Below are 25692 nucleotides of genomic sequence, written 5' to 3'. Positions count from 1 at the left end.
ACTTCTTTAGTGGTTTTATCTAACCATCTACGTCGTTTAACATGCAAATAGACGGTATTACCTCTTAATGGAAAGTCTTGGATAGTGGCTTGTTTATGGAACCCATGTGCAATTAATTCTCGGGAAGTTTCTTCTTTAGGGGCGCTATTGCGTTCTTCAAAATAAAGATGCATTACTTCATCTTTCTTGGTATGGCTAATCAAATCGAAGTGGGTTATTAAAAATTCAGGAAGAATAAGCTTAAGCAGTTCTTGATAGTTGTCCAAAATACTCTTTTTAACAAAAATCGGAATCTATTTTTAATTATCAAACACAACTTTTAGGAATGATCCATAAAAAGTCTAGGCGGCATAAAAAAATCATCCAACCAAAATTAGAGATATAAACAGTAGACTTTCTAGCATATTTTTTACTTAACTGCAACAACAAGACATCTCTTATACAAACTTTTTAGCCATACTACATAACAAGTGACCACCAACCAATATTGAAAAAGTATTACCTATAATTCTCATACTCACCAATAGGATGATCTTCATAAAAATCATCAAAAGTTTTTGTCGTGGAGTAATTATCCTTTAAAACCTTATAAACCATAATTAGAAGAAATACTTGACCAATGCAAGTCAGATAAAACACCCAATTAAGTGGCGTATTTAGACCTACTAAAGCGGTTACTAAAACTAAGAGAAATGTGGTTAGCGCCACATAGAACATGACAGGAATTTTCATAACGCTTTTTATTTACAAGATACTAAATATCAAATATTTAAAAAAATTAACACTTATAAAATGATGTTAATAGTTATGCCACAGAAAATCTAACCACCAAACCTTCATTACTTCGCACATTAAAGACTCTATCATCTTCAAAAATGAGGTATTGACCTTTAATCCCAACGAGCTTACCAGTATAACTTTGCTCCTTCTCAATGTTTAGACTTTTAGGCTTTTCAGGATATTTATTTACAGGAAATATAATATTCGTTTCTTTATTAGAAGCAATAAAATATTCTAAAGCTTCTTCGGGAATATAGCCTTTTAAACGATCTCTCCATTCTGTTAAACTTTCATCCTCAATATCGTTCTTCAGCATTTTACGCCAATTAGTTTTATCTGCAACGTAATTTTTTAATGCGACTTCTGTAATTCCGGCAAGATAACGATTAGGCGCCTCTACAATTTCAATGGCTTCATGAGCTCCTTGATCTATCCATCGGGTAGGTACTTGCCCTTTTCTGGTAACACCAACTTTAACATTGCTAGAATTGGCCAAATACACAATATGTGGTTGCAACTGCACTTTCTTTTCATATTCTAAATCACGATCTTCTATATCTAAATGTGCGGTGCTAAGTTCTGGTCTCATAATCCAATCACCAGCTTGAGGAATATCGAAAAAATCATCTTTACAGAAGCCTTGACGATAAATAGGCTTCTCTAATCCACATTTTAAACACTGGTGTTTTACGAACTCCATTGTGATGGTTTTATCGAGTAACTGATTCATATTCAGGAAGTCATTTTCTAAGATCAAATAATATTGAATAGGCTCAGCAAACTCCGTTTGCATCTTTGTTAAAACACCTTGGTAAAACATATAAAAAAAAGTATTATTTTTAGACCAGAAAGATAAAACAAAAATGCCGATTCCGTTAGTAAATTCTATTGCTTCATGGTTTTTAAAAAAGCGATTTCATCAAATTGAATTGTTTTTAAAATACCCAAATGAAGTCCAGAACGAATTACTTTTTCAACTCCTAGCGACTGCAAAGGATACTGAAATTGGTAGAAAGCACGAATTCAGTACCATTACCAATTACAAAACCTTTTCTGAGCGTGTCCCTATTTCTAGTTATGAAGAGTATCAAAATGTAATAGGACGCTCTCGCCAAGGTGAACACAATATCTTTTGGCCAAATCCAATAAAATGGTTCGCAAAATCTAGCGGAACAACGAATGCTAAAAGTAAATTTATACCAGTAAGCACAGAGTCTTTAGAAGATTGCCACTATGCAGCAAGTAAAGATTTACTATGTATGTATCTTAATAATAATCAAGACTCACAATTATTCACAGGTAAAAGTTTACGCTTAGGTGGAAGCAAAGAACTCTATAAAGAAAATGGAACAGCCTTTGGAGACTTGTCTGCTATTTTAATTGACAACATGCCATTTTGGGCTGAGTATAGCAGTACACCCAGTAGCAAAGTATCCCTAATGAGTGATTGGGAACATAAAATGCAAGCCATTGTTGAAGAGACCCGAGATGAAAATGTCACCAGTTTAGCTGGCGTACCTTCATGGATGCTTGTTTTACTTAATAATGTATTGGATGCTACAGGAAAAGATAGCTTGTTTGATATCTGGCCAAATCTAGAAGTTTATTTTCATGGTGGTGTCAGTTTTGTGCCCTATGTAGATCAATACAATGCGATTTTACCAAAATCTGATTTTAGATACTATGAAATTTATAATGCTTCGGAAGGATTTTTTGCCATCCAAGACCAAAATAGTAGCAGTGAATTATTACTTATGCTGGATTATGGTATCTTTTATGAGTTTATCCCAATGGATACATATGGAACTTTAGAGCAAAGGGTCATTCCTTTAAGCGATGTTAAAGTTGGCAAAAATTACGCAGTGATAATTACGACTAACGCAGGACTTTGGCGTTATAAAATTGGAGACACTATTAGGTTTACCTCTATTAGCCCCTATCGCATTAAAGTATCTGGTCGCACCAAACACCATATTAACGCATTTGGTGAGGAGTTAATTATTGAAAATGCCGAAGATGCCCTTAGAGAGGTTTGTAATTGCACGCAATCTGAAATTGTAGACTACACTGCTGCTCCTATTTTTATGAAAGGCAGAGATAAAGGATCACACGAATGGCTAATAGAATTCAAAACACCTCCAAACGATATCAAGGCTTTTAATGAATTATTAGATACTACACTCAAATCACTAAATTCAGATTATGAAGCTAAGCGTCTTAATAATATGACTTTAAATATGCCAACAGTTCACATTGCTAGAGAGCGCTTATTCTATGATTGGCTAAAGTATCATGACAAGCTAGGAGGACAACACAAAATACCAAGACTGTCTAATAGCAGAGAATATCTTGATGAATTATTACAATTGAATACAGTGTCATAGTTTTTTCTGTAATAACGATTACTAATTCTTTTGAAAATTGGCTTAGACTATAGTTTCTGCGCATAAAAAATAGTGGTTTATAAAATAAATCCGATAAACAACAAGGTATTTTCCCACACAACGAGAATAAACTAGCATTCATCCAAAAGTGGTTAAAACCATTTTTTTTATGAAACTAATGCACTTATATTTACGAAGTCTTATCCATATAAGCGTATTTAATCGCTCATCATAAGATTTAAATTAGACTTAAAGAATTCAAAATATTGTTAAGCAATATTAGTTATTAAATCCAATAAAAAAACCACTCTCGGGAAAAGAGTGGTTTCTTTTTGCTTAGAACTTATCTAAACTTTTTTATTTTAAATAAAAAATCTAAGACACAGCTTTCAACTTTTTGATTGTTGATTTAGATAATTTACGTTCGGCATACGATCTTGTTACATTCAATTTATCATCATTATTGCTTGGCATTTCAAACATAGCATCTGTTAAAATCTCTTCACAAAGTGAACGTAAACCTCTTGCTCCTAACTTGTACTCAATAGCCTTAGTAACTATAAAATCTAATGCACCTTCCGTTATAGTCATGTCTACGTCATCCATAGAAAAGAGCTTTTTATATTGCTTAATTATGGCGTTCTTAGGTTCGGTTAAAATTGCTCTCAATGTATCAGCATCTAAAGGATCCATGTATGTTAACACAGGAAGACGACCAATGATTTCTGGTATCAATCCAAAATCTTTTAAATCTTTTGGTATGATATACTGCAACAAATTATCTGCATCTGGCATTTCATCATCGTTAGACGCTGCTTTATAACCAATGGCTGCCATATTTAAACGTTTAGAAATCTTTTTATCGATACCATCAAACGCTCCTCCAGCAATAAATAAAATATGTTCTGTATTAACTTCTATAAATTTTTGGTCTGGATGTTTTCGTCCTCCTTTTGGTGGCACGTTAACAACCGTTCCTTCCAATAGTTTCAATAAGGCTTGTTGCACGCCTTCACCAGAAACATCTCTAGTAATAGATGGATTATCACTCTTACGGGCAATTTTATCAATCTCATCAATAAAAACGATTCCTTTTTCTGCCTTTTCTAAATTGTAATCTGCAGCCTGCAGTAAACGCGTTAAAATACTTTCTACATCTTCTCCTACATATCCTGCTTCAGTCAATACTGTTGCATCAACAATAGCGAGTGGCACATTTAACATCCTAGCGACTGTTTTTGCCATTAAGGTTTTACCTGTACCTGTCTCACCGACCATGATAATATTTGATTTTTGAATTTCAATATCATCTTCACTTGGTGGTTGCAATAAACGTTTGTAATGGTTATAAACTGCAACAGACATTACTCTTTTTGTATATTCTTGACCAATAATATATTCATCAAGAAACGCTTTTATCTGCTGTGGTTTTTTAAGCATTAATTCTGAAGATAATTCTTCATTACCAGACTGCTTAGATTCTTCTATAACAATACCATGCGCTTGTTCTATACAACGATCACAAATATGAGCGTCTAAACCTGCTATTAATAAACTGGTTTCGGGCTTCTTCCTTCCACAAAACGAACATTCTAATTCTTCCTTTGCCATACATCATTTTAAAACTTAATATTTCCGAAAAAAAATTAAGCGTATTTAATTTTATCCTCTTGATAGGACTTCGTCTATCATACCGTACTCTTTAGCTTTATCTGCTTTCATCCAATAATCACGATCACTATCATCATAGATTTTGTCGTAATCTTGCCCTGAATGCTTACTAATAATATTGTACAATTCTTCTTTAAGGATTAAGATTTCACGTGCTGTAATCTCAATATCACTTGCCTGACCTTGAGCTCCTCCTAAAGGTTGGTGAATCATCACACGCGAATGTGTTAGGCCACTGCGCTTTCCTTTTTCTCCTGCACATAATAATACTGCTCCCATAGAAGCTGCCATTCCTGTACAAATCGTTGCGACATCTGGCTTAATTAATTGCATTGTATCATAGATACCTAAACCTGCATAAACACTTCCTCCCGGAGAGTTAATATAAATTTGAATGTCCTTAGAGGCATCTGCACTTTCTAAAAACAGCAGTTGTGCTTGTATAATATTTGCAATTTGATCATTAATTGCTGTGCCCATGAAAATAATACGATCCATCATTAAACGTGAGAATACATCTAGTTGAGAAATATTTAACTGACGTTCTTCAATAATGTATGGTGTCATATTGGTAGGGTACATGCTACTCACAATTTTATTGTAATACATGCTGCTTATCCCTTGGTCTTTTATTGCGAATTTTTCAAATTCTTTTCCGTAATCCATATCTCTTTTTCTGAAATTTTATTGTGAAACAAAAAAGCGTAAAACTTATATAGTTCTACGCTCAAATATAGTAATTATATATATAATTTTAGCTGTAGAACTCTTTTACGAAATCATCGTAAGTTATTTCTTTTGTCTTTAAGTTAGCCTCTGTTTTGTATAGGTTTAACAGTTTAGCACTCATTAATTGTTCAGACAAACGCTTCACTTCATCTTTATTAGATAAAATTCTTGCTGCAATGCCGTCTAATTCTTCATCACTAGAATTCATTTGACCAAATTGTGCCATTTGCACTTTAATCATTTCTTTAGCATGAGCTTGTAAATCTTCAAATTTAACTTGTAAATCGTGCTTCTCAATTAATTTACCTTCAATTAATTGATAACGCATGCTTTTTTCTGACTTTTCGTACTCTTCTTTAGCTTGATCTGCATCCATTTCTGTCTCACCTGCCGTTCGCATCCATTTTTGTAAGAATGACGCTGGTAAGTCAAATTTTGTATTTTCTACTAAATTTTCTGTAACATCATTTAATAGTTTTTGATCGCCTTGTTGTAAAAATTGCTTTTCAGAATCTTCTTTGATCTTATCTTTCAATTCTGTTACTGATGTCACTGTATCTTTACCAAAGAGTTTATCAAATAACGCTTGATCTAAATCTGCTAATTCTCTTGTGTTGATTTCACTAATTGTAAAATTAACTTCTATATCCAAACCATGTGCATCATCATGAGATACTTTTAAAAAGTTCATTACATCATGATCATCATTAAATAACTTCTTCGTTTTTAATGTCACGACATCACCAACCTTCGCGCCTATAAACTGCTTCTCTGTTGCTTTACCTTTGAATTTATCTAAGGTAATCCTGGTAGCGTTATTAATTGCTTTCTCTTCGTTTTCAAAAACTCCTGTTATCTCTGAGTCTTTAGAAACTTCCTTTTGTGAAATTATTTTGCCATATTGTTTTCTAATATTCACTATTTGATCATCAATCATTTTTTTATCGGCTACGATATTGAAATGTGTGATGGCTTTTTTACTTTTTAAGTTCACTTCAAAATTAGGTGCTAGACCTAATTCAAATTCAAAAGAAAAATTATCTGATCCCCAATCTAAATCATCTTGAGGTTTTGGCAACGGGTTACCTAAAACATCTAATTTCTCTTCAGTTAAATAGTTGCCTAAAGCATCTTGTAAAAGCTTGTTAACCTCATCTACTAATACAGCTTTACCATATTGCTTTTTTACCATAGTCATTGGCACATGTCCTTTTCTAAAACCAGGTATGTTAGCAGTTTTACGGTAATCTGTTAATATTTTCTCTACTTGATCGCTATAATCTTCTTTAGCGATATCTACTTTTACAACTGCATTTAATGCATCGATGTTTTCTCTTGTGACGTTCATTTTAAATCATATCAAAATTGGGCTGCAAAAATACGTATTTTTTTGCAACTCAACAATTGTTTAACTGCTGTATATCAGACTATTTTTTCTTATCCTCCAAAAGGGAATACGCAATAGATTGACAGATGGATAATAAGATACTAAACAGTAAGGCTATCCAGAAACCATTAACTCCAAAACCATCAATAAAGTTATCTGCTAACATAATGATACACGCATTGATAACGAATAGAAATAATCCCAACGTCACAATCGTAATTGGAATCGTTAAAATAACAAGAATAGGTTTCACAATAAAGTTGAGTAGTCCTAATACAATGGCGACAATAAGTGCAGCGACAAAACCGGTCACTTCTGCACCTGGCAGAAAATGCGCTAAAAACATTACAATTCCTGCAGTAACGATAAGTCTGATTAATAAGTTCATATTTATAAGATTTAATTGATTAGTCCTTTAAAGTAATAAATTTAATCACAGCCTCATAAAAATCTGTTGGATTTTCGGCATGCAACCAATGTCCTGCGTTGCTTATAGTTTCTATTTCTGCAAGCGGAAAGTGTTGCTTTATGAGTTTTTCATCTCCTGCCATCACATATTCACTTCTATCACCTCGCAAAAACAAGGTGGGCTTTTCAAATTTTGAATGGATAGGCAAGGCTTCTCCAACTTCAGAAACATGATCTTTTAAAATCTCAAGATTCATACGTAATGCAAGCTGCCCTTTTTCTATCCAGTATAAATTTTTAAGCAAGAACATTCGCGTTCCTTGTTCTTGAACGTATTTTGATAATTGCTGATCTGCTTCTCCTCTACTTTTTACTTCAGAAAAATCTAAAGCAGATAAACCCTCCAAAATAGAATCATGATGGACTGGGTAAAAACGCGGACTAATATCTGCTACCAATAATTTAGATACCATTTCCGGATATTCTGTAGCGAAAAGCATTGCTGTTTTTCCACCCATAGAATGACCTAAAAGAATAATATCTTCCAGGTTATGTTCGTCACAATAGGCTTTTAAATCTTCAGCTAAAACTTCATAGCTAAAGTCAGCATCGTGGAAACTCCTACCATGATTACGTTGATCTACAAGATGCATTTCAAAACCCGCTTCACTGAATTTGCTCCCTAATGTTTTCCAATTATCACTCATCCCTAAAAATCCATGGAGGATAATGAATGGCTTGCCTTGTCCTATTATTTGAGAGTGTAATGTCATACTTTAATTTATAGCCTTAATAATGAGATTTCTCACGAGTGTTCGAAATGACAACAAAAGATTTAATTATTTTAGTCGTTGCAAATACATCTGTACTACATTTTCAATCCCTAAGTACAAACTTTCTGAAATTAAAGCATGACCAATAGATACTTCTAATAATCCAGGAATATTTTCTTTAAAAAACTTGATATTATCTAAAGATAAGTCATGTCCTGCATTAACACCAATACCTAACTCGTTTGATAATTCTGCAGCTTTAGTAAACGGCTTAATTGCTTTTTCGTTTCCTAAACTATATTGATGAGCGAAACTTTCGGTATATAGTTCTACACGATCTGCTCCTATTATTTTGGCACCTTCTATCATTTCTAAAACGGGATCTACAAATATTGAGGTACGTATTCCGTGAGATTTAAACTCAGTTATAACTTCAGTCAAAAAAGCCTTATTTTTTATAGTGTCCCAACCAGCATTTGACGTTAAAGCATCCACTGCATCTGGCACCAAAGTCACTTGCGTTGGTTTCACCTCTAGAACTAAATCCATAAATGATTTTACAGGGTTCCCTTCTACATTAAACTCTGTATAAACTTCTGACTTTAAATCTCGCGTATCTTGATAACGAATATGTCTCTCATCTGGCCTAGGATGAACAGTAACACCTTGTGCTCCAAAACGCTGCACATCTTTAGCAAACTGCACTACGTTTGGTGTGTTACCACCTCGAGAATTTCTTAACGTAGCAATCTTATTAATATTTACACTTAACTTAGTCATATATTCATAATTTACAGATACAAAAATACAAACAACTTCATGCTTATTGTGGTTATTTTTAATTAATTTGCAATAGAATTAAACAAGAATATGCCACTACAAGAATACATCATAAACGATATAAAACCGCTCAATATTAACGAGAAGGTTAGCGATGCAAAACTCCTCTTTAATGAGTTGACGTATTCTCATATTCCTGTAGAAAAAGATGGCGTTTATCAAGGCTGTATTTCAGAAAATGACGCACATTGCTTTGAGTCAAAAAAAACTATTGCCGACTGCAACTATTCTATAGAAGGCTTTTTCGTTAGACCAGAAACTAATTGGCTTGACGTCCTTGAAACATTTGCTCAAAACTCATGCAACATTATGCCTGTTCTTGATAAGCATAATAATTATTTAGGATACTATGAGCTTGGTGATATTATAGGGCTGTTTAATGAAACGCCTTTTTTTGCTGAACCTGGCGGTATTTTAATTGTAGAGAAAGGCATTAACGATTATTCTTTTAGTGAAATTAGTCAGATAGTAGAATCTAATGACGCCAAAATATTAGGTGCTTTTGTATCTAAAATGGACAATGACTTGATACAAATCACGCTAAAAATTGGCAATGCAGGACTTAACAACGTGGCACAGACATTTAGACGTTATAGCTACAATATCATTTCTGGTCATGAAGAGGACACCTATATAGAAAATTTGAAGGAACGATCTGAGTATCTCAAAAAATATTTAGACATATAATTATGAAGGTAGCCGTTTACAGTCTTTATTATCCAGAAAAAACTTCAGAGTGTTTTGATGAATTAATTGGTGTTCTTCAGAAAAACAAGGTTGATATTCATATTGAAGCTAAATTTTATGAGCAACTTGTTTCCGAAGTAAAAAAAATAGATTCTATCCAGACGTTTTCAGAATTAGACGAAAGTTTTGATCTCCTTATAAGTGTTGGTGGTGATGGCACTATCTTGAGAGCCATTACCTTTGTAAAAGATTTTTCCATCCCAATTGTTGGAATCAATACAGGACGATTAGGGTTTTTAGCAACAATTCAAACCGATAAGATTGAAACTGCAATTGAACATATATTACATGGTCATTATAAAATATCTGAACGTACCTTATTAAGAGTTGAGACCAATCCAAAAAATGATGCTTTAGCCGAAACTAACTTTGCGCTTAACGAGATTGCCGTAAGCAGAAAAAACACGACGTCGATGATTACCGTAGAAACGCATCTCAATGATGAGTATTTAACTTCTTATTGGGCTGATGGACTTATAGCATCTACACCAACAGGATCTACAGGTTACTCCTTGAGTTGCGGTGGACCCGTAATAACGCCAGATGCTAACAGTTTTGTATTAACACCTATTGCACCTCATAATTTAAACGCAAGACCATTGGTGATTCCAGATGACACAACAATACAATTAAGAGTTGATGGTCGTGAAAACCAATACTTGATGTCTTTAGATTCTAGAATTGTAACCTTGTCTAACGCGACACTGATAACCATCAAAAAAGCAAATTTTAAAATAAAAATGGTGGAACTCTTTAATGAAAGCTTTATTGACACCTTAAGACAAAAAATGCTTTGGGGTGAGGATAAACGTAATTAAGTATTAAACACGCAATAAAACCTTATATATTCTGTTTTTAGAAAGACTATTTGCCTCAAATCACCAAAGGCAATTCAGAATTATTATATTTGCGAACTTTTAAAAATTTATGAGGTATTTAATCTTATTTTTATTGGGCCTATTTTTATCACAGACGAGCTACTCACAAATCTATGAGGTTGGAGTCTTTGCTGGTGGAAGTAATCTTATTGGAGACGTTGGTTCTACATCTTATATTGCACCAAATGCGCCTGCACTAGGAGTGATTTTAAAATGGAACAGAAGCCGCAGACACTCTTGGAGAGTTTCACTAATTTACTCAGATCTCGTAGGGGAAGACAGCAAGTCTGACGATCCTAGACGAAAGGCAAGAAATTACTCTTTTGATAGTAATCTACTAGAACTCTCAGCAGGAATGGAATATACATTTTGGGATTTTGATTTACATACAAGTGGAATAAAAGCAGTACCTTATATGTACTCTGGAATAAGCACTGCAAAGCACACGAACTACTATTTTGACGCTACGGGTAATTATACTTCTGAAGGAACAGATAGCTGGGCTTTTGGTATACCAATGGCTTTAGGTATAAAATCTAATATTACTAAGCATCTAATTTTAGGATTTGAGGTTGGTGCACGATACACATTTTCAGATGAATTGGATGGTAGTGTGGCAGATTCTAAAGAATTAGATGCATTTTCCTTTGGCAACACTAACAGTAATGACTGGTATGTCTTCTCAGGTTTTACATTAACGTACACATTTGGTCAACGACCTTGTTATTGCAACTTTTAGATGAACTTGAAAGACCAAATACAAATCAATAAATTACCAAGACATGTTGCTATCATAATGGATGGTAATGGTCGTTGGGCAAAACAACAAGGGCTGCTTAGAGTTATTGGTCATGAAAGCGGAACAAAGTCTGTCAGAGATATCGTTGAAGCTAGTGCTGAAATTGGTATCAAATACTTAACGCTTTATGCGTTTTCTACGGAAAACTGGAAACGCCCAAAACTAGAAGTTCAAACACTTATGAAACTTTTAGTCAAATCTTTAAAAAAAGAAATTAAAACACTCCAAAATAATAACATAAAATTATCTGCTATTGGAAATCTTAACGATTTACCAAAAAAAGCTCATAAAGAATTGTTAGAGGTTATTGAAAAAACAAAAGACAATAAACATATGACCTTAACTTTAGCGCTTAGCTATGGTTCAAGAGAAGAGATTGTCAACGTTATCAAAGAATTAACGGATAAAGTTAAAAATAATATAATTTCTATTGAAAGTATTGACGAATCAATTATTAATAAGCATCTTTACACGCAAAATTTACCAGATGTTGACCTCTTAATTAGGACGAGTGGTGAACAAAGAATAAGCAACTTTTTGCTATGGCAAATTGCTTATGCTGAATTATATTTTACAGACATTCTTTGGCCTGATTTTAAGAAGAAGGACCTTTATGAAGCTTTGATTAATTATCAAAAAAGAGAACGACGATTTGGAAAAACAAGTGAACAACTTAGCTAACAACTTACTTTTGAAAACATATATTAAGTCACTACTTACAGTATTTATTTTTATTACATCGTTTGTAGTAACTGCACAAAAATCAGATTTTAATCAAGGTAAAAAATACATCTTAGAAGAGGTTAAAGTTACTGGTAATACTAATTTTAACCCTTCTACAGTTATCTCTTTTTCAAGGCTAAAAATTGGAGAGGAGATTGTTATTCCGGGAGAACAAATTAGTAATGCTATAAAAAAACTTTGGGACTCTAATTTATTTAGTAGTATCGATGTTTATCTGGCCAAAACAGATGGTGAAAAAGCATACTTGGAGATTAACCTTGTTGACCTCCCTGAATTAAATAAAGTCACCATTAAAGGTGTTAAAAAAGGTAAAATTGATGGCTTAATTACGGAAAATGACCTTTCTAAAGGCACAAAAGTAACAGAGAACTTAGTAACTACTACCCGTAATTATATTTCTAATAAATACAAAAAACAAGGTTTCTTAAATGCTAAGACAGTAGTAACAACTAAAGAACTAAGCACAGATTCAATTGAAAAAGCAAGAGTAGATATGCTTGTTTTTATTGACAAAGGACAGAAAGTGAAAATTGCTAATATCAGTTTTAATGGTAATGAAAAGGTTTCTGACAAAAAACTCAGGAAATCAATGAAGAATACGAAACAGAAAAATCTGTTTCGTATTCTTAAACGTTCAAAATATATCAAAGAGGATTACAAAGAGGATTTAATAAGCCTTATTGACACCTATAAAGAAAATGGTTATCGTGATGCTCGAATTATTGGAGATTCTATCGTTTACAAAAATGACAAGACGATAAGCCTATTAATTGATTTGGAAGAAGGTGAACAATACAAATTTGGTAAAATTAAATTTGTAGGTAATGCTGTATTTACCGATCAGCAACTTCACTCGATTTTAAAAATCCAAGAAGGATCTACATATAATGGTGTTGAGTTGCGTAAGCGTATTGCTGACGAATCTAAACCTGATGCTGTAGATATTACTAACTTATATCAAGATAATGGTTATTTATTCTCTACTATAAACCCAGTAGAAACTAGTGCCGAGGGTAATATTATTGATATGGAAATTAGAATTTCCGAAGGAAAACCAGCATATTTCAATAATGTAAGCGTTAGTGGAAATGATAAAACAAATGACCATGTTGTTTACAGAGAACTAAGGACAAAGCCAGGAACGTTATATCGTAAAAGTGATGTTATTAGAACCATTAGAGAGCTCGGTCAATTAGGATTCTTTGACGCCCAGCAATTAACACCTAATATGAAAAACTTCAATACACAGGATGGTACTGTTGATATTGACTACGAAGTTGTAGAACGTGGCTCTAGCCAGATTGAACTACAAGGTGGTTATGGTGGAGGAGGTTTCATTGGAACTTTAGGATTATCATTTAACAACTTTGCTATAAAAGATCTTTTTAATAAAGAGGCTTATAAGCCTATACCATCTGGTGATGGACAAAGTTTAGCGCTTCGTTTACAAGCGTCTCAATTTTTTCAAACTTACAGCTTTTCATTCTCTGAACCTTGGTTAGGAGGCAAACGTCCTGTACAATTATCAACGTCTATTTCACATACAAGACAGTTTTTATTTGATCCTCAGACCAGACGAGCAGATAAAGACAGACGATTTAATATTACAGGTGTCTCTATAGGTATTGCTAAGCGGTTGAAAGTTCCAGATGATTATTTTACGTTATCTCAATCAATAGGTATCCAACACTATAACTTAAAAAATTATAACACTGGTCTATTTACATTTGGAGATGGGTATTCAAATAATCTATCTTATACAATTGGATTATCTAGAAACAACTTATCTGTAGATCCAATTTATCCAACAGGAGGATCTAGTTTTGCCATTACCGGTAAACTATCATTACCATACTCATTATTTAATAATGTCGATTATGAAGGCCTGAAGAATGAGCGAGACGCACTTGACCCTACAAATGCAGATGATTTAACTAGGATTGGTGAAATTGATCAAGAGCGCTTTAATTGGCTGGAGTTCTATAAAGTAAAATTAAAAGGAGATTGGTATACGAGAATTTGGGACAAATTAGTTATTAAATCTGGTTTAGAATTTGGTTTCCTTGGTGCTTATAATCAAGACAGAGGTGTTATCCCTTTTGAACGTTTCTTCCTTGGAGGTGACGGTTTAGGTAACTTTGCATTAGATGGTAGAGAAATTATTCAACTACGTGGATACCCAAATCAAGCATTATCTTCTCAAGATGGTGGTTCGATTTACAATAAATTCTCAATGGAGTTACGTTACCCAATTACGTTAGGAGCACAAGCTAAAATTTATGGTTTAGCTTTCGCAGAAGCAGGTGCTTCATTTGATAACTTTAGAGATTATGATCCTTTTAATCTTAATCGATCTGCAGGTGTTGGACTTAGAATCTTTATGCCAGCTTTTGGTTTATTAGGTATTGATTTTGGTTATGGATTTGACGCTCTACCAGGACAAACTCAAAGGAACGGTCAAGAAATCCACTTCATTATTGGACAGCAATTTTAATCTTGGCATGATATTTTCTATGAACAATATGACGATTTAATGTGTGTGTTAAAATTTTTCTAAATATATTTCGTTAATTTGAAAAACTAAACGCAATGACAGAATCGTAATTTAGTCTGTCGTTTTAAAGTTTATAGCAATTATCATAAATAATAAAATTATACAGATGAAAAGTAAAGTTCTTTTTTTAGTGGCCATAATAAGTCTAATGAGCTTTGTTTCCCATGCACAACGTGGTGTTCGAATAGGTTATATAGATACTGAATATATCTTAGAGAATATTCCAGAATATCAAGAAGCGAACTCTCAGTTAGAATCTAAAGTTCAACAATGGAAAACAGAAATTGAGCAACGTCTCAATACAATTGATTCTAAAAAGAAACAACTAAATAGTGAAAGTGTTCTATTAACAAAAGAGTTATATGAAGAGCGTTTAGAGGACATCTCTTTTGAAGAAGCAGAGGTCTTAGATTATCAGCAAAAGCGATTTGGACCAAATGGAGATTTGATGATTCAAAAGAAACAGTTGATTCAACCTATACAAGATCAAATTTTTTCTGCTGTTCAAGAAATTGCAGGTGGTAAAAAATATGATTTCATTTTTGATAAATCTGCAGACGTTGTGATGTTGTATTCAGCAGAACGTTTTGATCTTAGTGAACTTATTATTAGAAGCATTACTAGATCCTCTAAACGTACACAAGCAAATTCAAGATCTGAACGGAAAAAAGCGGAAAAAGAAGATGTAGTACCTGTTGTGAACAAGGAATTAGATGAACGCAACCAAGCTATCGAAGATAAAAAAACAGCTCGCGAAACAGCAATAGCCAAACGTCAAGAAGCGCAATTAAAGCGAAGAGATTCTCTTAAAGCCGCTGCTGCTACAAAACGTCAAAACATATTAGACGACAGAGCAAAAGCTAAGGCAGAAAGAGATAGTATGAGTGGTAAAACAGTACCAATAGCAGAAAAAAGCGAGAACACTAAAAAACAAGATTCAACTCAAGCTAAAGCAAGCACAGGAACAAAGACACCAGTCCAAATAGCAGAAGAAAAGAGACAACAAAAATTAAAAGATCGAGAAGAACGCAAAAAAGCACTTGAAGAAAGAAAACAAAAAATAATAGAAGCCAGAAAAAAAGCAAAAGAAGAACGAGAGGCGAAAGCAACAGAAAATGACTCCGTTCCCAACGATAACTAAAAATAATAATTATAACACGTAACAAATTTAAAAATGAAACACTTAAAAACACTTTTATTAGCAACTATACTATTTGTTGGAACAACAAATCTTGTAACAGCACAAAATAAAATTGCTCATATCAACACTACAGAGTTAGTACAATCTATGCCTGATATGAAAAAAGCTCAAGCAGAAATTGAAAGATTATCTAAAACTTACGATGCCGATTATAAAACGATGGTTACTGAGCTTCAAAACAAAGTAACACAGTACAGATCTGAGGTTGAAACTAAGACTGAAGAAGAAAACACTAAACGTGCTCAAGAAGTTCAACAAATGGAACAAAGCATTCGTGAGTATCAAGCAGGCGCCCAAGAAGATCTTGGTAAAAAAGAAGCAGCCCTATTAAAGCCAATCTTTGAAAAAGCTAAAACTGCAATTCAAACAGTAGCTAAAGCTCAAGGTTTCCAGTATGTATTGGACTCTACTCAAGGTGGTGGTGTATTAGTTGCAGATGGAAAAGATCTTTTAGCAGATGTAAAGAAGCAATTAGGCTTCTAATAAAAATCTAAAATAAATCACAAGGAAGCCACTTTTAAACGAGTGGCTTTTTTATTTTTGTTACATGAGTAATCGCGCCATAGGTATTTTTGATTCTGGAATTGGAGGCACATCCATTTTCAAGGAAATCCATGCGCTATTACCCCATGAGAACACAATTTACTTAGCAGATAGCAAAAATGCTCCTTATGGTAATAAGTCAAAAAAGGAAATTATTGCTTTAAGTATCAAAAATACGGAGTTACTATTAGAAAAAAACTGCAAACTTATTGTTGTGGCTTGTAATACTGCAACTACTAACGCTATTAAAATACTTAGAGAAACTTATAACGTTCCGTTTATTGGTATTGAACCTGCTATCAAACCTGCTGCACTTAATACTCAAACGAAAACAGTAGGCATTCTTGCTACTAAAGGCACTTTGAGTAGCGAATTATTCCATAACACTACCGATCTTTACACCAATGGAATTAATGTGTTTGAGCAGATAGGAGAAGGTATTGTTGAATTGATAGAAGAAGGGAAAACAAATAGTGATGACATGAGATCATTATTAGACAATTATCTAAAACCAATGCTTAAAGCAGACATTGATTATCTGGTTTTAGGTTGTACGCACTACCCCTATTTAATTCCCTTATTACTGGAGATGCTTCCTAAGCACATTAAAATTATTGATTCTGGTTTGGCAGTTGCCAGGCAAACCAAAGCTGTTTTAAGACAACACGAACTTCTTAATATTAGGTCTCAAAACACTGAAAATGTTTTTTATTCCAACGGAAATGTAACTGTCTTGAAAGCGATTTTAGAACATAAGTTTACGGCGAACGCGTTAGACTTTTGAGAATTCATATTTCCGAAGAAAATTTATTTTACCATTGAAAAGGAAATGAAGCTGAAGAATCTCAACTTATAAAAAGAGTCTTCGTTACTCCCTGTATCCTCTTTTTAACTATTCTTTAAACCAACTAGAATAGGCTACATAATTATCGGCAATGCGATTGATCTCGCCAGAAACTAATTCTTGACTTATATCCTTGACTTTTTTAGCTGGAACTCCTGCGTAAATACTTCCAGACGCTACAATAGTGTTTTTAGTTAGCACTGCGCCTGCTGCAATAATACTGTTGCTTTCTATAATACAATCATCCATTATTATGCTTCCCATACCAATAAGAACATTATCGTGAATGGTGCAGCCGTGAACTATCGCGTTGTGACCAATAGAGACATTATTACCAATAGTTGTAGGTGATTTTTGATAAGTCGCATGAATGACTGCACCATCTTGTATATTAACCTTATCTCCTATTTTAATAAAATGCACATCGCCTCGAACAACGGCATTAAACCATATACTACATTGTTTTCCTACGAAAACTTCGCCAACGATAGTTGCATTCTCAGCGATATAACAATCGTCTGAAATTTGTGGATGTTTTCCTTTTACTGATTTTATGATTGGCATATATTTTCTTTTGAAAAAATGAATCTCTTATAATGTTGTGAGATTTCCCTTTTGATTAGACTATGTTTTGGCTTAACTACTATGAGACTCCTACCTTCGTAGGACTGTATTACTTGAAATAAGACAACAAATCCGATTTCTTAGATGCTGATACAATAATTTCTTTTCCGTTGCTCAATACCACGCTACCACCTTTACCTTTAATGTATTTAGTTACTTCATTAACATTGACCAGATAGCTTTTATGCACTCTTGCAAAGCCGCTTTTGGAAAGTGCATCTTCAAAATACTTTAATGTTTTACTTACGAGTTTCTTTTTATTAGTGTTGAGATAGATTTCTGTGTAATTATCATCTGCCTTGCAATACATGATATCTGAAGTTTGTAAAACTTCAAATCCGTTTTGTTGTGGGATGGTAATTTTACCATGTACGGTATTCATTTTTGGCACCAAAACTTGATCTTGTAGTGCATCTTCTTTGGCTCTAATCTCAGTCACATAATCTACGGCTTTAATCAATTCATCTATAGAAATAGGTTTCATTAAATAATATGAAGCATGCGCATTTAAGGCATCTATCGCATAATGATTGTAAGCAGTCACAAAGACTGTTTCAAAATTAATATCTCCTACCTTGTCTAACAAATCAAACGCATTACCATAAGGCATCTCTACGTCTAGAAATACTAAGTCTAGTTCTGTGTTCCTAATTAAAATTAAAGCCTCTTCTACATTAGCAGCTTCTCCTAATATATCTACATCTGGACAATACTTATTGAGATAATTCCTTAAAATTTTTCTGCTTGTTTCTTCGTCTTCTACGATTATTGATTTTAGTTTCATAGTAAATTTCTTTTCATTCTTAATTAATTATCTCGCAAAATCAGAGAGTTCCCTCTACTTTTATACAGTATAAGAAAAACTCAAACTAAGCACTTTTTTAATCCTTTTTTAAAGTCACCACCACCTTAGTCCCACAATCTTCTCCCGCAGAATTATCATCAATAGACACATCCACCTTATCCTTATACATATCGTTGAGAATAGCCACGCGTTTTTTGATGTTACCCATTCCTTTCGATTTTTGCTTCAGTTGATTTTCGGTTTTTGAATCTTTAGAGCGTGTTCGTCCAATTCCGTCATCTGCTACAGTAATTGTTATTTCGTTAGCACTCTTTTTAGCTACGGTGATTTGTAGATGGCCTTTTTCAGTCTTATAACGCAACCCATGCCACACCGCATTTTCAATATAAGGTTGCAGTAGCATTGGCGGAATTTGATACTCACCAACCACCACATCTGCATCAACCGTGATATCATAATCAAACTTATCCTGAAATCTAAAATGCTCCAGCTTGGTATATAAATTTAAGAGTTCAATTTCTTTTTGCAACGGAATAAAATCTTCTTCGCTATTCTCTAAGACTGCGCGCATTAAATGGGAAAAATCTGATAAATATTTATTCGCAGTGCGTTCATCATTACTAGATATAAAGCTATTAACCGAGTTTAAGGCATTAAAAATAAAATGCGGATTCATTTGACTACGCAAAGATCGTAAAGCCAATAAATTGTTAGCTAAACGTTGTTGCTTGATGTATTTGTACATGAAAAACGCTGTAATGGTCAATAACACCAAACCTACAATCAATGAATAAATAATTAATTCTTGATTTTTACTGCGCTCACTTGCCAGACTAGAGTTCAGCTGTCGGTCACTTTCTAAACTCGTGATTCTATTTTGTTGTGCATCGATATTACGTCTAAAACGATCGGCTTGAGAGAGCTCTTGCTCACGCTGTATATATAATTCATCAACGACTAGTTTATAAGCTTCAAAAGTTAATTGTGCATTTTCAAAATCACCAGCATCCACATAGACATCAGAGAGTTTCCGTGTGGCATCTTTTTTCACCACCAAATCACCTTTTGCATCTGCTTCTTCTCTACTCTTTTCTAAATAAGGGATCGCATTTGCATAATCCTTTTGCAAGAAATAAGCATTTCCAATTTTATAATTCTGCTTTTGAAGTGTGAGCGCACTTTCATTTTCAATGATAGAATCGCGTTCTACATCTTGTACATCCTCTACAATTTCTTTTCTAAGTTGAATTTCTTCGGAATAGTTACGATTGCGGTTATTAAATTCTGCTACCGTTTCTTTTTCTTCTAAGGCACGTTTTTTAGACCCTTTTTCAGCAAGATTAAGAGCGTTAGTAAAAAACTGTCCTGCTTTTTCAGTACGACCATTACTATTATAGGCCTGAGCTATTTTTGAATTGAGGTCAACAACTTTCGGTTTTATTAGATGGGTATTAGCAATTTCAAGCCCTTTTTTATACGCGTTTATAGAAGATTCGTAATTTTTGATACTAAAATAAGTATCACCTAATCCTTCATATAAGGATACCAACTGATAATTACTTAATTGCTTTTTATCTATGGCTTTATAAGTATCGATACTTTCTTGATAATTTTTATGGCGTTCATAAGCTTTTGCCAATCCTAATTTCGCCTCGTTAGATTCTTTATTTTGGAGACTTACTCTATAGTTTGTGACTGCCAAATCATATTGTTTCCAATACATATACACTTCGGCTAAGACCATATAAGCCTCTGCATTTTGTTTCTGTGAGGTGCTTTGAGATAAGGCTTCTCCAGCAAATTCTATACTCTTACTAACATCTTGTTTTTTATATTTTATTATAGAATCAACTAAAGCATTAAACGTATTAATATCTTCTTTAAACTTTGAGTTAGATTGTTTTTGTCTGGTTGCTGGTTCTACTTCTACGGTAATACGATCATCATCAATAATAGTATAATAAACGGTTTCAAAATCTTTGTGCCTAATCACCAATTCATCTCCTTTTCTAGCTCTTATCATAAAAGCACCATCAATACTCGTCATGGTATACGCACCACCATTAACTTCAATATTCACTTTTGAAATTGGCTTGTAAGTATTACTTTCTCTAACCGAGCCTCTAATGATATATAGAGGGGATACCTTTTTCTCGTAAGCCTTATCATCTTGTTGCGCAGTTATCGTTCCAGAAGAAAAAAGCAGCAGTATCAAAAAGCTATATGTAAGTAATCGTTTCATGTCTAATATGTATTGTCCTTTAACAATTGCATGCTATTCGCTATCAAGTATTCCTTTAGGTAAAATACCGTTTTAGCATGCTCGTTTCATTGTATGCTCACAAAAGTGAATATCTATTATTATTTAACGGAATAAACTTACATACTTTAATTGATAAAATAAAACGGAAGATATCCCTAATAGACCATTTCAAACTCAAAATATACTGTCTTACTCATTTGCCAATCTACTTACCTAAACCAAACGACCACTTTACTCATTCTTGTTTTTTTTCAAATTAAGATGCTTATAGATTTACAGTGTTAATCAAAAACAATCAAATAATGAAAAACTATGTCCTTAGCGCCTTGCTAATTGTTACTTGCTCCTTATCCATTTGTGCGCAACATAAAGGGAATTATGATCAAATCTCTAGACAGAATGTATTACACTCTGGCAATGCCACCATCTACAACCCAACTGTACAGCAGCAAATCAATAAAACTCTAAATCCTAGTAATCAGGTTTTCATAGATGTCAAAGCTTTACAAAATGTTGGAGCCACGACCTATACTGCTATTTTTAATATTTCTCAAATTGGACCAACAGCAGACAGTACTAACCTTTTAGTCAATCAAAGAATTGATGCCATTAAAAGCCAGTTAAAAACAATTGGAATTACAGACGAAGATTTTGCTGTTGATGTGATTTCGTTTGTTCCTAACTACGAAATTGAAGTACAAAAAAAGCTATTTAGTAAAACCTATACTGAAGTTCCTAACGGATTTGAGCTTCAGCAAAACCTACACATTCAATTTATAAAAACGAATCAGTTTGAAACCATTTTAACCGCCTGCGCCAAAAATGAAATCTACAATTTGGTAAAAGTGGACTACTACATAGAGAATATTGCTGAAGTCTATAAAAATCTACAAACAAAACTATTAAAACTCATTGAAGAGAAGAAAGCATATTACAAGATTTTAGGTTTTGATTTAGCAGACTATAATGTGGCTATTGCAGATGACCAATACTGCTATTTTCCTAAAGATTTTTATCAAAGCTATCAAGCCTTTAACAGTGTTTCATTTGAAGCTATTAACAAGAAAAAAGGAGTTACTAATGTCAAAAAGCAAACCTCGTATTATTATCAACCACTGTCATATGAAAATTATGATGTGATAATAAACCCGTCAATTTTGGAGCCTGTGGTGCAAATTGGGATGAATATACGATTACAATATTCACCGAAACCTAAAGAAGCAAAGGTAGAGCCTATAGTTAAAACCGAAATCAAACACAAATACTATGTGGTGTCTCCAAACGGCACCATAGATATCCAAGCATTACAAACCGATTAATATAACTCTCATGAAACGAGCATGTTGATAATATTAAAATAAATGACTTTTAGCGAACAACATGTAACCTTAGAGGAACAATATATATGACCACATGAAAACAGCAATTATATTAACGTTTATGACCTTACTAAGGTGTTCTACTTCGGAAATTGAAAAGCTAGACTACCCGAAAGCTAAAGTCAGTTATAGTAATTTTGAAAAACTAGTGAACGAAGTGAAAGATCGCAGACAAACCAGGCTAATTAGTTTTGATGACTTTTTTGAAAAAAGCAAAGATGCCAACGTGATTATTTTAGACACCCGCTCTAAAGCTATGTGCAACGAGAGGCATATTAAAGAAGCACTACATCTAAATTTTTTAGACTTTTCTCAAAGTAATTTGGCTAAGATCATTCCAGATACCGACATGACTAACTTAATATATTGCAATACTAATTTTGATGGTGACGAGGTTCATTTTATAAGCAAAACCTTATGGCTTCCGCCTTCCAAAGAAGAAAAAAAAGACCTTATAATTGGCTTTAAATATCCCAACCTATATCAATTTATATGGCTATGGATACAAAAACATATATGAGTTAGACGAATTAATCTTCTTATCCAATCAAAGAATCGAATATGAAGGCACTTTATTTAATCAAGAAATCAAAACAATTAAAAATAATTAAAATGAAACATTCTATCTCAAATGATCAAAAAAACGGCACACAGTATTTGGATATTCCATCTAACAATAATAAAACAATAAATAACAAACACATGATCACAAATTTTAAAACACTCGCAGTCTTATTATGTATGATTGGGTTTATGTCCTGTAATGCGAATGATAAAAAAGATAAAAAACAATTAGCGCTTATAGAAACTAAAGCTCCTCACCCGAATAAGCAATCTATTAAAGTGGCTTTATTATTGGACACCAGTAATAGTATGGATGGTTTAATCGACCAAGCAAAAGCACAACTCTGGGACATCGTTAATGAGTTATCTTATGCTAAATGTGGTGATGAGCAACCAAATCTAAACATTGCACTTTATGAATATGGTAATGACAACATCAATGCCGAAGAAGGTTATATAAGACAGGTTATTGCTTTTAGCGATGATTTAGATGAAATCTCAAAACAATTGTTCTCTCTCACTACAAATGGCGGAAATGAATATTGTGGACAGGTGATTCAAACGTCATTAAACCAACTACAATGGGGAGAAAACCAGGATGATTTGAAACTTATCTTTATTGCAGGCAATGAACCTTTTTCTCAAGGAAAAATAAGCTATCAAGATGCAGCAAAGCAAGCACATAACAATGGAGTTAGTGTCAATACCATTTTTTGTGGTGACTATAATCAAGGTATTTCGTCGTTTTGGAAAGAGGGTGCAGATTTAGCTCACGGAGATTATATGGCCATTAATCATAATCATGAAACGACATATGTAGCGACACCTTATGATGATAAAATCTTGAAACTAAATCAAAAATTAAATGGCACATATGTTGCTTATGGTAACAACGGACGAAAAAAAATGGAACTTCAAGCTGAGCAAGATGATAATGCTCAAGGGTATAGTGACGAAAATGCAGTGAGTAGAACTGTTAGTAAAAGCTCTCATCTCTACAAAAACTCGTCTTGGGATTTAGTAGATGCTGAAAAAGATAAAAGTTTTAAATACAGTGAGTTAAAAGAGACAGAATTACCTGTAGAATTAAAAGATAAAAGTACTAAAGAGATCAAGACTTATATCTTAAAAAAACGCAAAGAACGTGAAAGTATTAAAACAGAAATTCAAAATCTAAATGAAAAGCGCAGACAGTTTATGAAAACGCAACAAAAACAAGATGACAATGGTTTAGAAAACGCCATGATAAAGGCGATTAAAACCCAAGCAAAAGAGAAGAACTATTCTTGGTAATACGTATCCTATAATTAGTGTTTTACTCAGCCATTAGACCTTGAAATAAACAAAAGCGTCTCGATTAAAATCGAGACGCTTTTGTTTAATATAAATTCTTTCTTAGTTAACTGCAGGACAGTTGCACTCATACTTCTCTCTTCTACAATTAAAATTATATCCTAAGGTTATTTGGTGAAACCCTCCATTATTAAATACGACCGAGTTTGCTTGATATGAATATGTGTATGCAAATACAAAGTCGTTATAATCAACCCCTACAAACGGTGTGAAGTATTGTAGCTTCTGGCTACTTACACCAGATCCGTCTAAAAATTCAGCGCCATCTAAACTTCTTCTGTATGATAATCCTCCCCAAACTTTACCAAAGTCCATCGTTTTATAAGCTTTGGCATTGATATCAATTGATGCTTCTTCAGTGGCATCTCTATAGATAAACATCATAGATGGTTCAAAACTCCAATCGCTATTATATTTACTAAAGGTATTTCCTGCAGAAAAGATATAAGTTCTTAAGTTTTCGTAACTCAAACCTTGTTCGTTAAAATTAATTCCTTCATTACTTAAAAGATTTTTTACAGTAGCATGCGCATAAAAATCAATTAAGTGATATGAGAATCCTAAATCCACATTAAAATTAGTTGCACTTTGCTCCACACCAGCAATAATCGGATCAAAACCATCAGCTAAAAACTCAGTTTCATCTAATTTATATTGAATAAACCCAGCACTTAAACCAAATGACAGCATATTTAAATCGATCTCATTTCGAGAAAACATTAAATGATGCGCATAGGTAAAATACGCTCCCGTTTGTGAATGATATCCGTTCTTGTCGTTATAAACAATCGCACCAATTGCAGAAGGAGAATCCCCAATTCTACCATTAATACTTAGAGTTTGAAGGTTAGGCGCTTCATCTTGTCCAAACCATTGTGCACGAGCAGTTAATCTTACTTTAGCACAATTTGCTACACCAGCCATAGAAGGGTGGATCAAATAATAATTATCAGTTAAATAATCTGAATAAATGGGTAATCCCTCTTGGGCTGTTCCTATTTGGCTGAACAGAGCTAAACATGCTATTAAACAAAACTTTTTTACATTCATATCGATTTATCTTTTCAGGGTAAAATGGGCTTTAAATTCTTTACGGTCGCCTGTAATAGGCTCATTGTACTCTACTGCAAACCAGTAGTCGCTTGTTGGGAGTTGGTTACCGTTGTAGGTACCATTCCAGCCTGCTCCTGTTGGACTGAGTTGCTTGAGTAATTTTCCGTATCTGTCAAATATATAAATTTTTGCGTTTGGTTGACTATTTATTGCACTAATGTTCCATGTGTCATTATAACCGTCGCCATTTGGTGTGAAGAATTTTGGATAGTCCATGACAATAACGGTATCACTCCCTTCTCCGCATCCATTCTTGTCTCTCGCAGTGACAACATGTTCGCCTAGAGATACGTCTACAAAAGTCCCCTG

26 protein-coding genes are annotated in these 25692 nt (G+C 33.6%); 12 read left to right on the top strand and 14 right to left on the bottom strand.

What is annotated here, in order from left to right; translation table 11 throughout:
- From H593_RS0114345 to H593_RS0114335, 3 genes are all read right to left on the bottom strand, one after another.
- On the bottom strand, positions 1–203 hold a 203-nt coding region (locus H593_RS0114345; RefSeq protein WP_425414362.1), incomplete at its 3' end, for an ISAon1 family transposase N-terminal region protein.
- A gap of 295 nt (positions 204–498) precedes the next feature.
- A complete protein-coding gene (locus tag H593_RS0114340; RefSeq protein WP_028873071.1) occupies positions 499–732 on the bottom strand; it encodes a hypothetical protein in 234 nt (77 codons plus the stop codon).
- 73 nt (positions 733–805) lie between these two features.
- The gene (locus H593_RS0114335; protein ID WP_028873070.1) at positions 806–1600 is read right to left on the bottom strand and encodes a DUF2797 domain-containing protein; all 795 of its coding nucleotides are present in this window, start codon (positions 1598–1600) and stop codon (positions 806–808) included.
- Between the two features lie 43 nt (positions 1601–1643).
- On the opposite strand from H593_RS0114335, the gene H593_RS0114330 reads away from it, so the two are divergent.
- Complete coding sequence (locus H593_RS0114330; protein ID WP_028873069.1) at positions 1644–3164, top strand: GH3 auxin-responsive promoter family protein; 1521 nt, start codon at positions 1644–1646, stop codon at positions 3162–3164.
- Between the two features lie 375 nt (positions 3165–3539).
- On the opposite strand, the gene clpX is transcribed toward H593_RS0114330, so the two are convergent.
- The 6 genes from clpX to H593_RS0114300 all read right to left on the bottom strand — a co-directional run bounded on the left by clpX (position 3540) and on the right by H593_RS0114300 (position 8912).
- Complete coding sequence (gene clpX, locus H593_RS0114325) at positions 3540–4775, bottom strand: ATP-dependent Clp protease ATP-binding subunit ClpX (protein WP_028873068.1); 1236 nt, start codon at positions 4773–4775, stop codon at positions 3540–3542.
- 51 nt (positions 4776–4826) lie between these two features.
- The gene (gene clpP / locus H593_RS0114320) at positions 4827–5501 is read right to left on the bottom strand and encodes an ATP-dependent Clp endopeptidase proteolytic subunit ClpP (RefSeq protein WP_028873067.1); all 675 of its coding nucleotides are present in this window, start codon (positions 5499–5501) and stop codon (positions 4827–4829) included.
- Between the two features lie 88 nt (positions 5502–5589).
- A complete protein-coding gene (gene tig / locus H593_RS0114315; RefSeq protein ID WP_028873066.1) occupies positions 5590–6912 on the bottom strand; it encodes a trigger factor in 1323 nt (440 codons plus the stop codon).
- 79 nt (positions 6913–6991) lie between these two features.
- Positions 6992–7339 (bottom strand): phage holin family protein, encoded by a 348-nt coding sequence (locus tag H593_RS0114310; protein WP_028873065.1) that lies wholly within the window; start codon positions 7337–7339, stop codon positions 6992–6994.
- Positions 7340–7358: 19 nt separating this feature from the next.
- The gene (locus H593_RS0114305; protein WP_028873064.1) at positions 7359–8132 is read right to left on the bottom strand and encodes an alpha/beta fold hydrolase; all 774 of its coding nucleotides are present in this window, start codon (positions 8130–8132) and stop codon (positions 7359–7361) included.
- A 66-nt stretch (positions 8133–8198) separates the two neighbouring features.
- Positions 8199–8912 (bottom strand): pyridoxine 5'-phosphate synthase, encoded by a 714-nt coding sequence (locus H593_RS0114300; RefSeq protein ID WP_028873063.1) that lies wholly within the window; start codon positions 8910–8912, stop codon positions 8199–8201.
- A 90-nt stretch (positions 8913–9002) separates the two neighbouring features.
- On the opposite strand from H593_RS0114300, the gene H593_RS0114295 reads away from it, so the two are divergent.
- From H593_RS0114295 to murI, 8 genes are all read left to right on the top strand, one after another.
- Positions 9003–9659 (top strand): CBS domain-containing protein, encoded by a 657-nt coding sequence (locus tag H593_RS0114295; protein ID WP_028873062.1) that lies wholly within the window; start codon positions 9003–9005, stop codon positions 9657–9659.
- 2 nt (positions 9660–9661) lie between these two features.
- Positions 9662–10537: an NAD kinase gene (locus H593_RS0114290; protein ID WP_028873061.1), complete on the top strand. Its 876-nt coding sequence runs from the start codon at positions 9662–9664 to the stop codon at positions 10535–10537.
- A gap of 109 nt (positions 10538–10646) precedes the next feature.
- Positions 10647–11336: a type IX secretion system protein PorG gene (porG, locus tag H593_RS0114285; protein WP_028873060.1), complete on the top strand. Its 690-nt coding sequence runs from the start codon at positions 10647–10649 to the stop codon at positions 11334–11336.
- Positions 11337–12077: an undecaprenyl pyrophosphate synthase gene (locus H593_RS0114280; RefSeq protein WP_028873059.1), complete on the top strand. Its 741-nt coding sequence runs from the start codon at positions 11337–11339 to the stop codon at positions 12075–12077.
- Positions 12049–14634 carry a BamA/OMP85 family outer membrane protein gene (locus tag H593_RS0114275; RefSeq protein WP_028873058.1) on the top strand — a complete coding sequence of 862 codons (2586 nt, stop codon included), beginning with the start codon at positions 12049–12051 and terminating at the stop codon, positions 14632–14634. Before H593_RS0114280 ends, H593_RS0114275 begins: the two co-directional genes overlap by 29 nt.
- A gap of 166 nt (positions 14635–14800) precedes the next feature.
- The gene (locus tag H593_RS0114270) at positions 14801–15835 is read left to right on the top strand and encodes an OmpH/Skp family outer membrane protein (protein WP_037052486.1); all 1035 of its coding nucleotides are present in this window, start codon (positions 14801–14803) and stop codon (positions 15833–15835) included.
- Between the two features lie 33 nt (positions 15836–15868).
- Complete coding sequence (locus H593_RS0114265) at positions 15869–16378, top strand: OmpH/Skp family outer membrane protein (protein WP_028873056.1); 510 nt, start codon at positions 15869–15871, stop codon at positions 16376–16378.
- Positions 16379–16442: 64 nt separating this feature from the next.
- On the top strand, positions 16443–17222 hold the full coding sequence (gene murI / locus H593_RS0114260; protein WP_028873055.1) for a glutamate racemase: 780 nt from the start codon (positions 16443–16445) through the stop codon (positions 17220–17222).
- Positions 17223–17330: 108 nt separating this feature from the next.
- Here the strand turns inward: murI and H593_RS0114255 are convergent, their stop codons facing one another.
- From H593_RS0114255 to H593_RS0114245, 3 genes are all read right to left on the bottom strand, one after another.
- Complete coding sequence (locus H593_RS0114255) at positions 17331–17846, bottom strand: gamma carbonic anhydrase family protein (RefSeq protein WP_028873054.1); 516 nt, start codon at positions 17844–17846, stop codon at positions 17331–17333.
- A gap of 109 nt (positions 17847–17955) precedes the next feature.
- Positions 17956–18690: a LytR/AlgR family response regulator transcription factor gene (locus tag H593_RS0114250; RefSeq protein ID WP_028873053.1), complete on the bottom strand. Its 735-nt coding sequence runs from the start codon at positions 18688–18690 to the stop codon at positions 17956–17958.
- Positions 18691–18787: 97 nt separating this feature from the next.
- Positions 18788–20953, bottom strand: a complete 2166-nt coding sequence (locus H593_RS0114245; protein ID WP_028873052.1) for a tetratricopeptide repeat-containing sensor histidine kinase — start codon at positions 20951–20953, stop codon at positions 18788–18790.
- 323 nt (positions 20954–21276) lie between these two features.
- Between H593_RS0114245 and H593_RS0114240 the strand changes: the two genes are divergently transcribed.
- From H593_RS0114240 to H593_RS0114230, 3 genes are all read left to right on the top strand, one after another.
- Positions 21277–22293, top strand: a complete 1017-nt coding sequence (locus tag H593_RS0114240; protein ID WP_028873051.1) for an SIMPL domain-containing protein — start codon at positions 21277–21279, stop codon at positions 22291–22293.
- Between the two features lie 94 nt (positions 22294–22387).
- The gene (locus H593_RS19355; RefSeq protein ID WP_051229757.1) at positions 22388–22873 is read left to right on the top strand and encodes a rhodanese-like domain-containing protein; all 486 of its coding nucleotides are present in this window, start codon (positions 22388–22390) and stop codon (positions 22871–22873) included.
- A gap of 182 nt (positions 22874–23055) precedes the next feature.
- On the top strand, positions 23056–24210 hold the full coding sequence (locus tag H593_RS0114230) for a vWA domain-containing protein (protein ID WP_028873050.1): 1155 nt from the start codon (positions 23056–23058) through the stop codon (positions 24208–24210).
- Between the two features lie 102 nt (positions 24211–24312).
- On the opposite strand, the gene H593_RS0114225 is transcribed toward H593_RS0114230, so the two are convergent.
- Both H593_RS0114225 and H593_RS19350 read right to left on the bottom strand, forming a co-directional pair.
- Positions 24313–25320 carry a PorP/SprF family type IX secretion system membrane protein gene (locus H593_RS0114225; protein ID WP_028873049.1) on the bottom strand — a complete coding sequence of 336 codons (1008 nt, stop codon included), beginning with the start codon at positions 25318–25320 and terminating at the stop codon, positions 24313–24315.
- 6 nt (positions 25321–25326) lie between these two features.
- Positions 25327–25692, bottom strand: a 366-nt coding sequence (locus H593_RS19350) for a T9SS type B sorting domain-containing protein (protein ID WP_037052477.1), incomplete at its 5' end; no start/stop codon positions are given.

It is taken from the genome of Psychroserpens burtonensis DSM 12212, from assembly GCF_000425305.1.
GTDB lineage: Bacteria > Bacteroidota > Bacteroidia > Flavobacteriales > Flavobacteriaceae > Psychroserpens > Psychroserpens burtonensis.
This window is presented reverse-complemented; position numbering and strand designations above follow the sequence as displayed.

Coding starts and splice junctions, on each gene's coding strand:
- H593_RS0114330 (WP_028873069.1), top strand. CDS start 1,644: ATGCCGATTCCGTTAGTAAATTCTATTGCTTCATGGTTTTTAAAAAAG.
- H593_RS0114255 (WP_028873054.1), bottom strand. CDS start 17,846: ATGCCAATCATAAAATCAGTAAAAGGAAAACATCCACAAATTTCAGAC.
- clpP (WP_028873067.1), bottom strand. CDS start 5,501: ATGGATTACGGAAAAGAATTTGAAAAATTCGCAATAAAAGACCAAGGG.
- clpX (WP_028873068.1), bottom strand. CDS start 4,775: ATGGCAAAGGAAGAATTAGAATGTTCGTTTTGTGGAAGGAAGAAGCCC.
- H593_RS0114245 (WP_028873052.1), bottom strand. CDS start 20,953: ATGAAACGATTACTTACATATAGCTTTTTGATACTGCTGCTTTTTTCT.
- H593_RS0114300 (WP_028873063.1), bottom strand. CDS start 8,912: ATGACTAAGTTAAGTGTAAATATTAATAAGATTGCTACGTTAAGAAAT.
- H593_RS19355 (WP_051229757.1), top strand. CDS start 22,388: ATGAAAACAGCAATTATATTAACGTTTATGACCTTACTAAGGTGTTCT.
- H593_RS0114250 (WP_028873053.1), bottom strand. CDS start 18,690: ATGAAACTAAAATCAATAATCGTAGAAGACGAAGAAACAAGCAGAAAA.
- H593_RS0114290 (WP_028873061.1), top strand. CDS start 9,662: ATGAAGGTAGCCGTTTACAGTCTTTATTATCCAGAAAAAACTTCAGAG.
- porG (WP_028873060.1), top strand. CDS start 10,647: ATGAGGTATTTAATCTTATTTTTATTGGGCCTATTTTTATCACAGACG.
- H593_RS0114225 (WP_028873049.1), bottom strand. CDS start 25,320: ATGAATGTAAAAAAGTTTTGTTTAATAGCATGTTTAGCTCTGTTCAGC.
- H593_RS0114230 (WP_028873050.1), top strand. CDS start 23,056: ATGATCACAAATTTTAAAACACTCGCAGTCTTATTATGTATGATTGGG.
- H593_RS0114310 (WP_028873065.1), bottom strand. CDS start 7,339: ATGAACTTATTAATCAGACTTATCGTTACTGCAGGAATTGTAATGTTT.
- tig (WP_028873066.1), bottom strand. CDS start 6,912: ATGAACGTCACAAGAGAAAACATCGATGCATTAAATGCAGTTGTAAAA.
- murI (WP_028873055.1), top strand. CDS start 16,443: ATGAGTAATCGCGCCATAGGTATTTTTGATTCTGGAATTGGAGGCACA.
- H593_RS0114335 (WP_028873070.1), bottom strand. CDS start 1,600: ATGTTTTACCAAGGTGTTTTAACAAAGATGCAAACGGAGTTTGCTGAG.
- H593_RS0114340 (WP_028873071.1), bottom strand. CDS start 732: ATGAAAATTCCTGTCATGTTCTATGTGGCGCTAACCACATTTCTCTTA.
- H593_RS0114295 (WP_028873062.1), top strand. CDS start 9,003: ATGCCACTACAAGAATACATCATAAACGATATAAAACCGCTCAATATT.
- H593_RS0114305 (WP_028873064.1), bottom strand. CDS start 8,132: ATGACATTACACTCTCAAATAATAGGACAAGGCAAGCCATTCATTATC.
- H593_RS0114240 (WP_028873051.1), top strand. CDS start 21,277: ATGAAAAACTATGTCCTTAGCGCCTTGCTAATTGTTACTTGCTCCTTA.
- H593_RS0114280 (WP_028873059.1), top strand. CDS start 11,337: ATGAACTTGAAAGACCAAATACAAATCAATAAATTACCAAGACATGTT.
- H593_RS0114265 (WP_028873056.1), top strand. CDS start 15,869: ATGAAACACTTAAAAACACTTTTATTAGCAACTATACTATTTGTTGGA.
- H593_RS0114270 (WP_037052486.1), top strand. CDS start 14,801: ATGAAAAGTAAAGTTCTTTTTTTAGTGGCCATAATAAGTCTAATGAGC.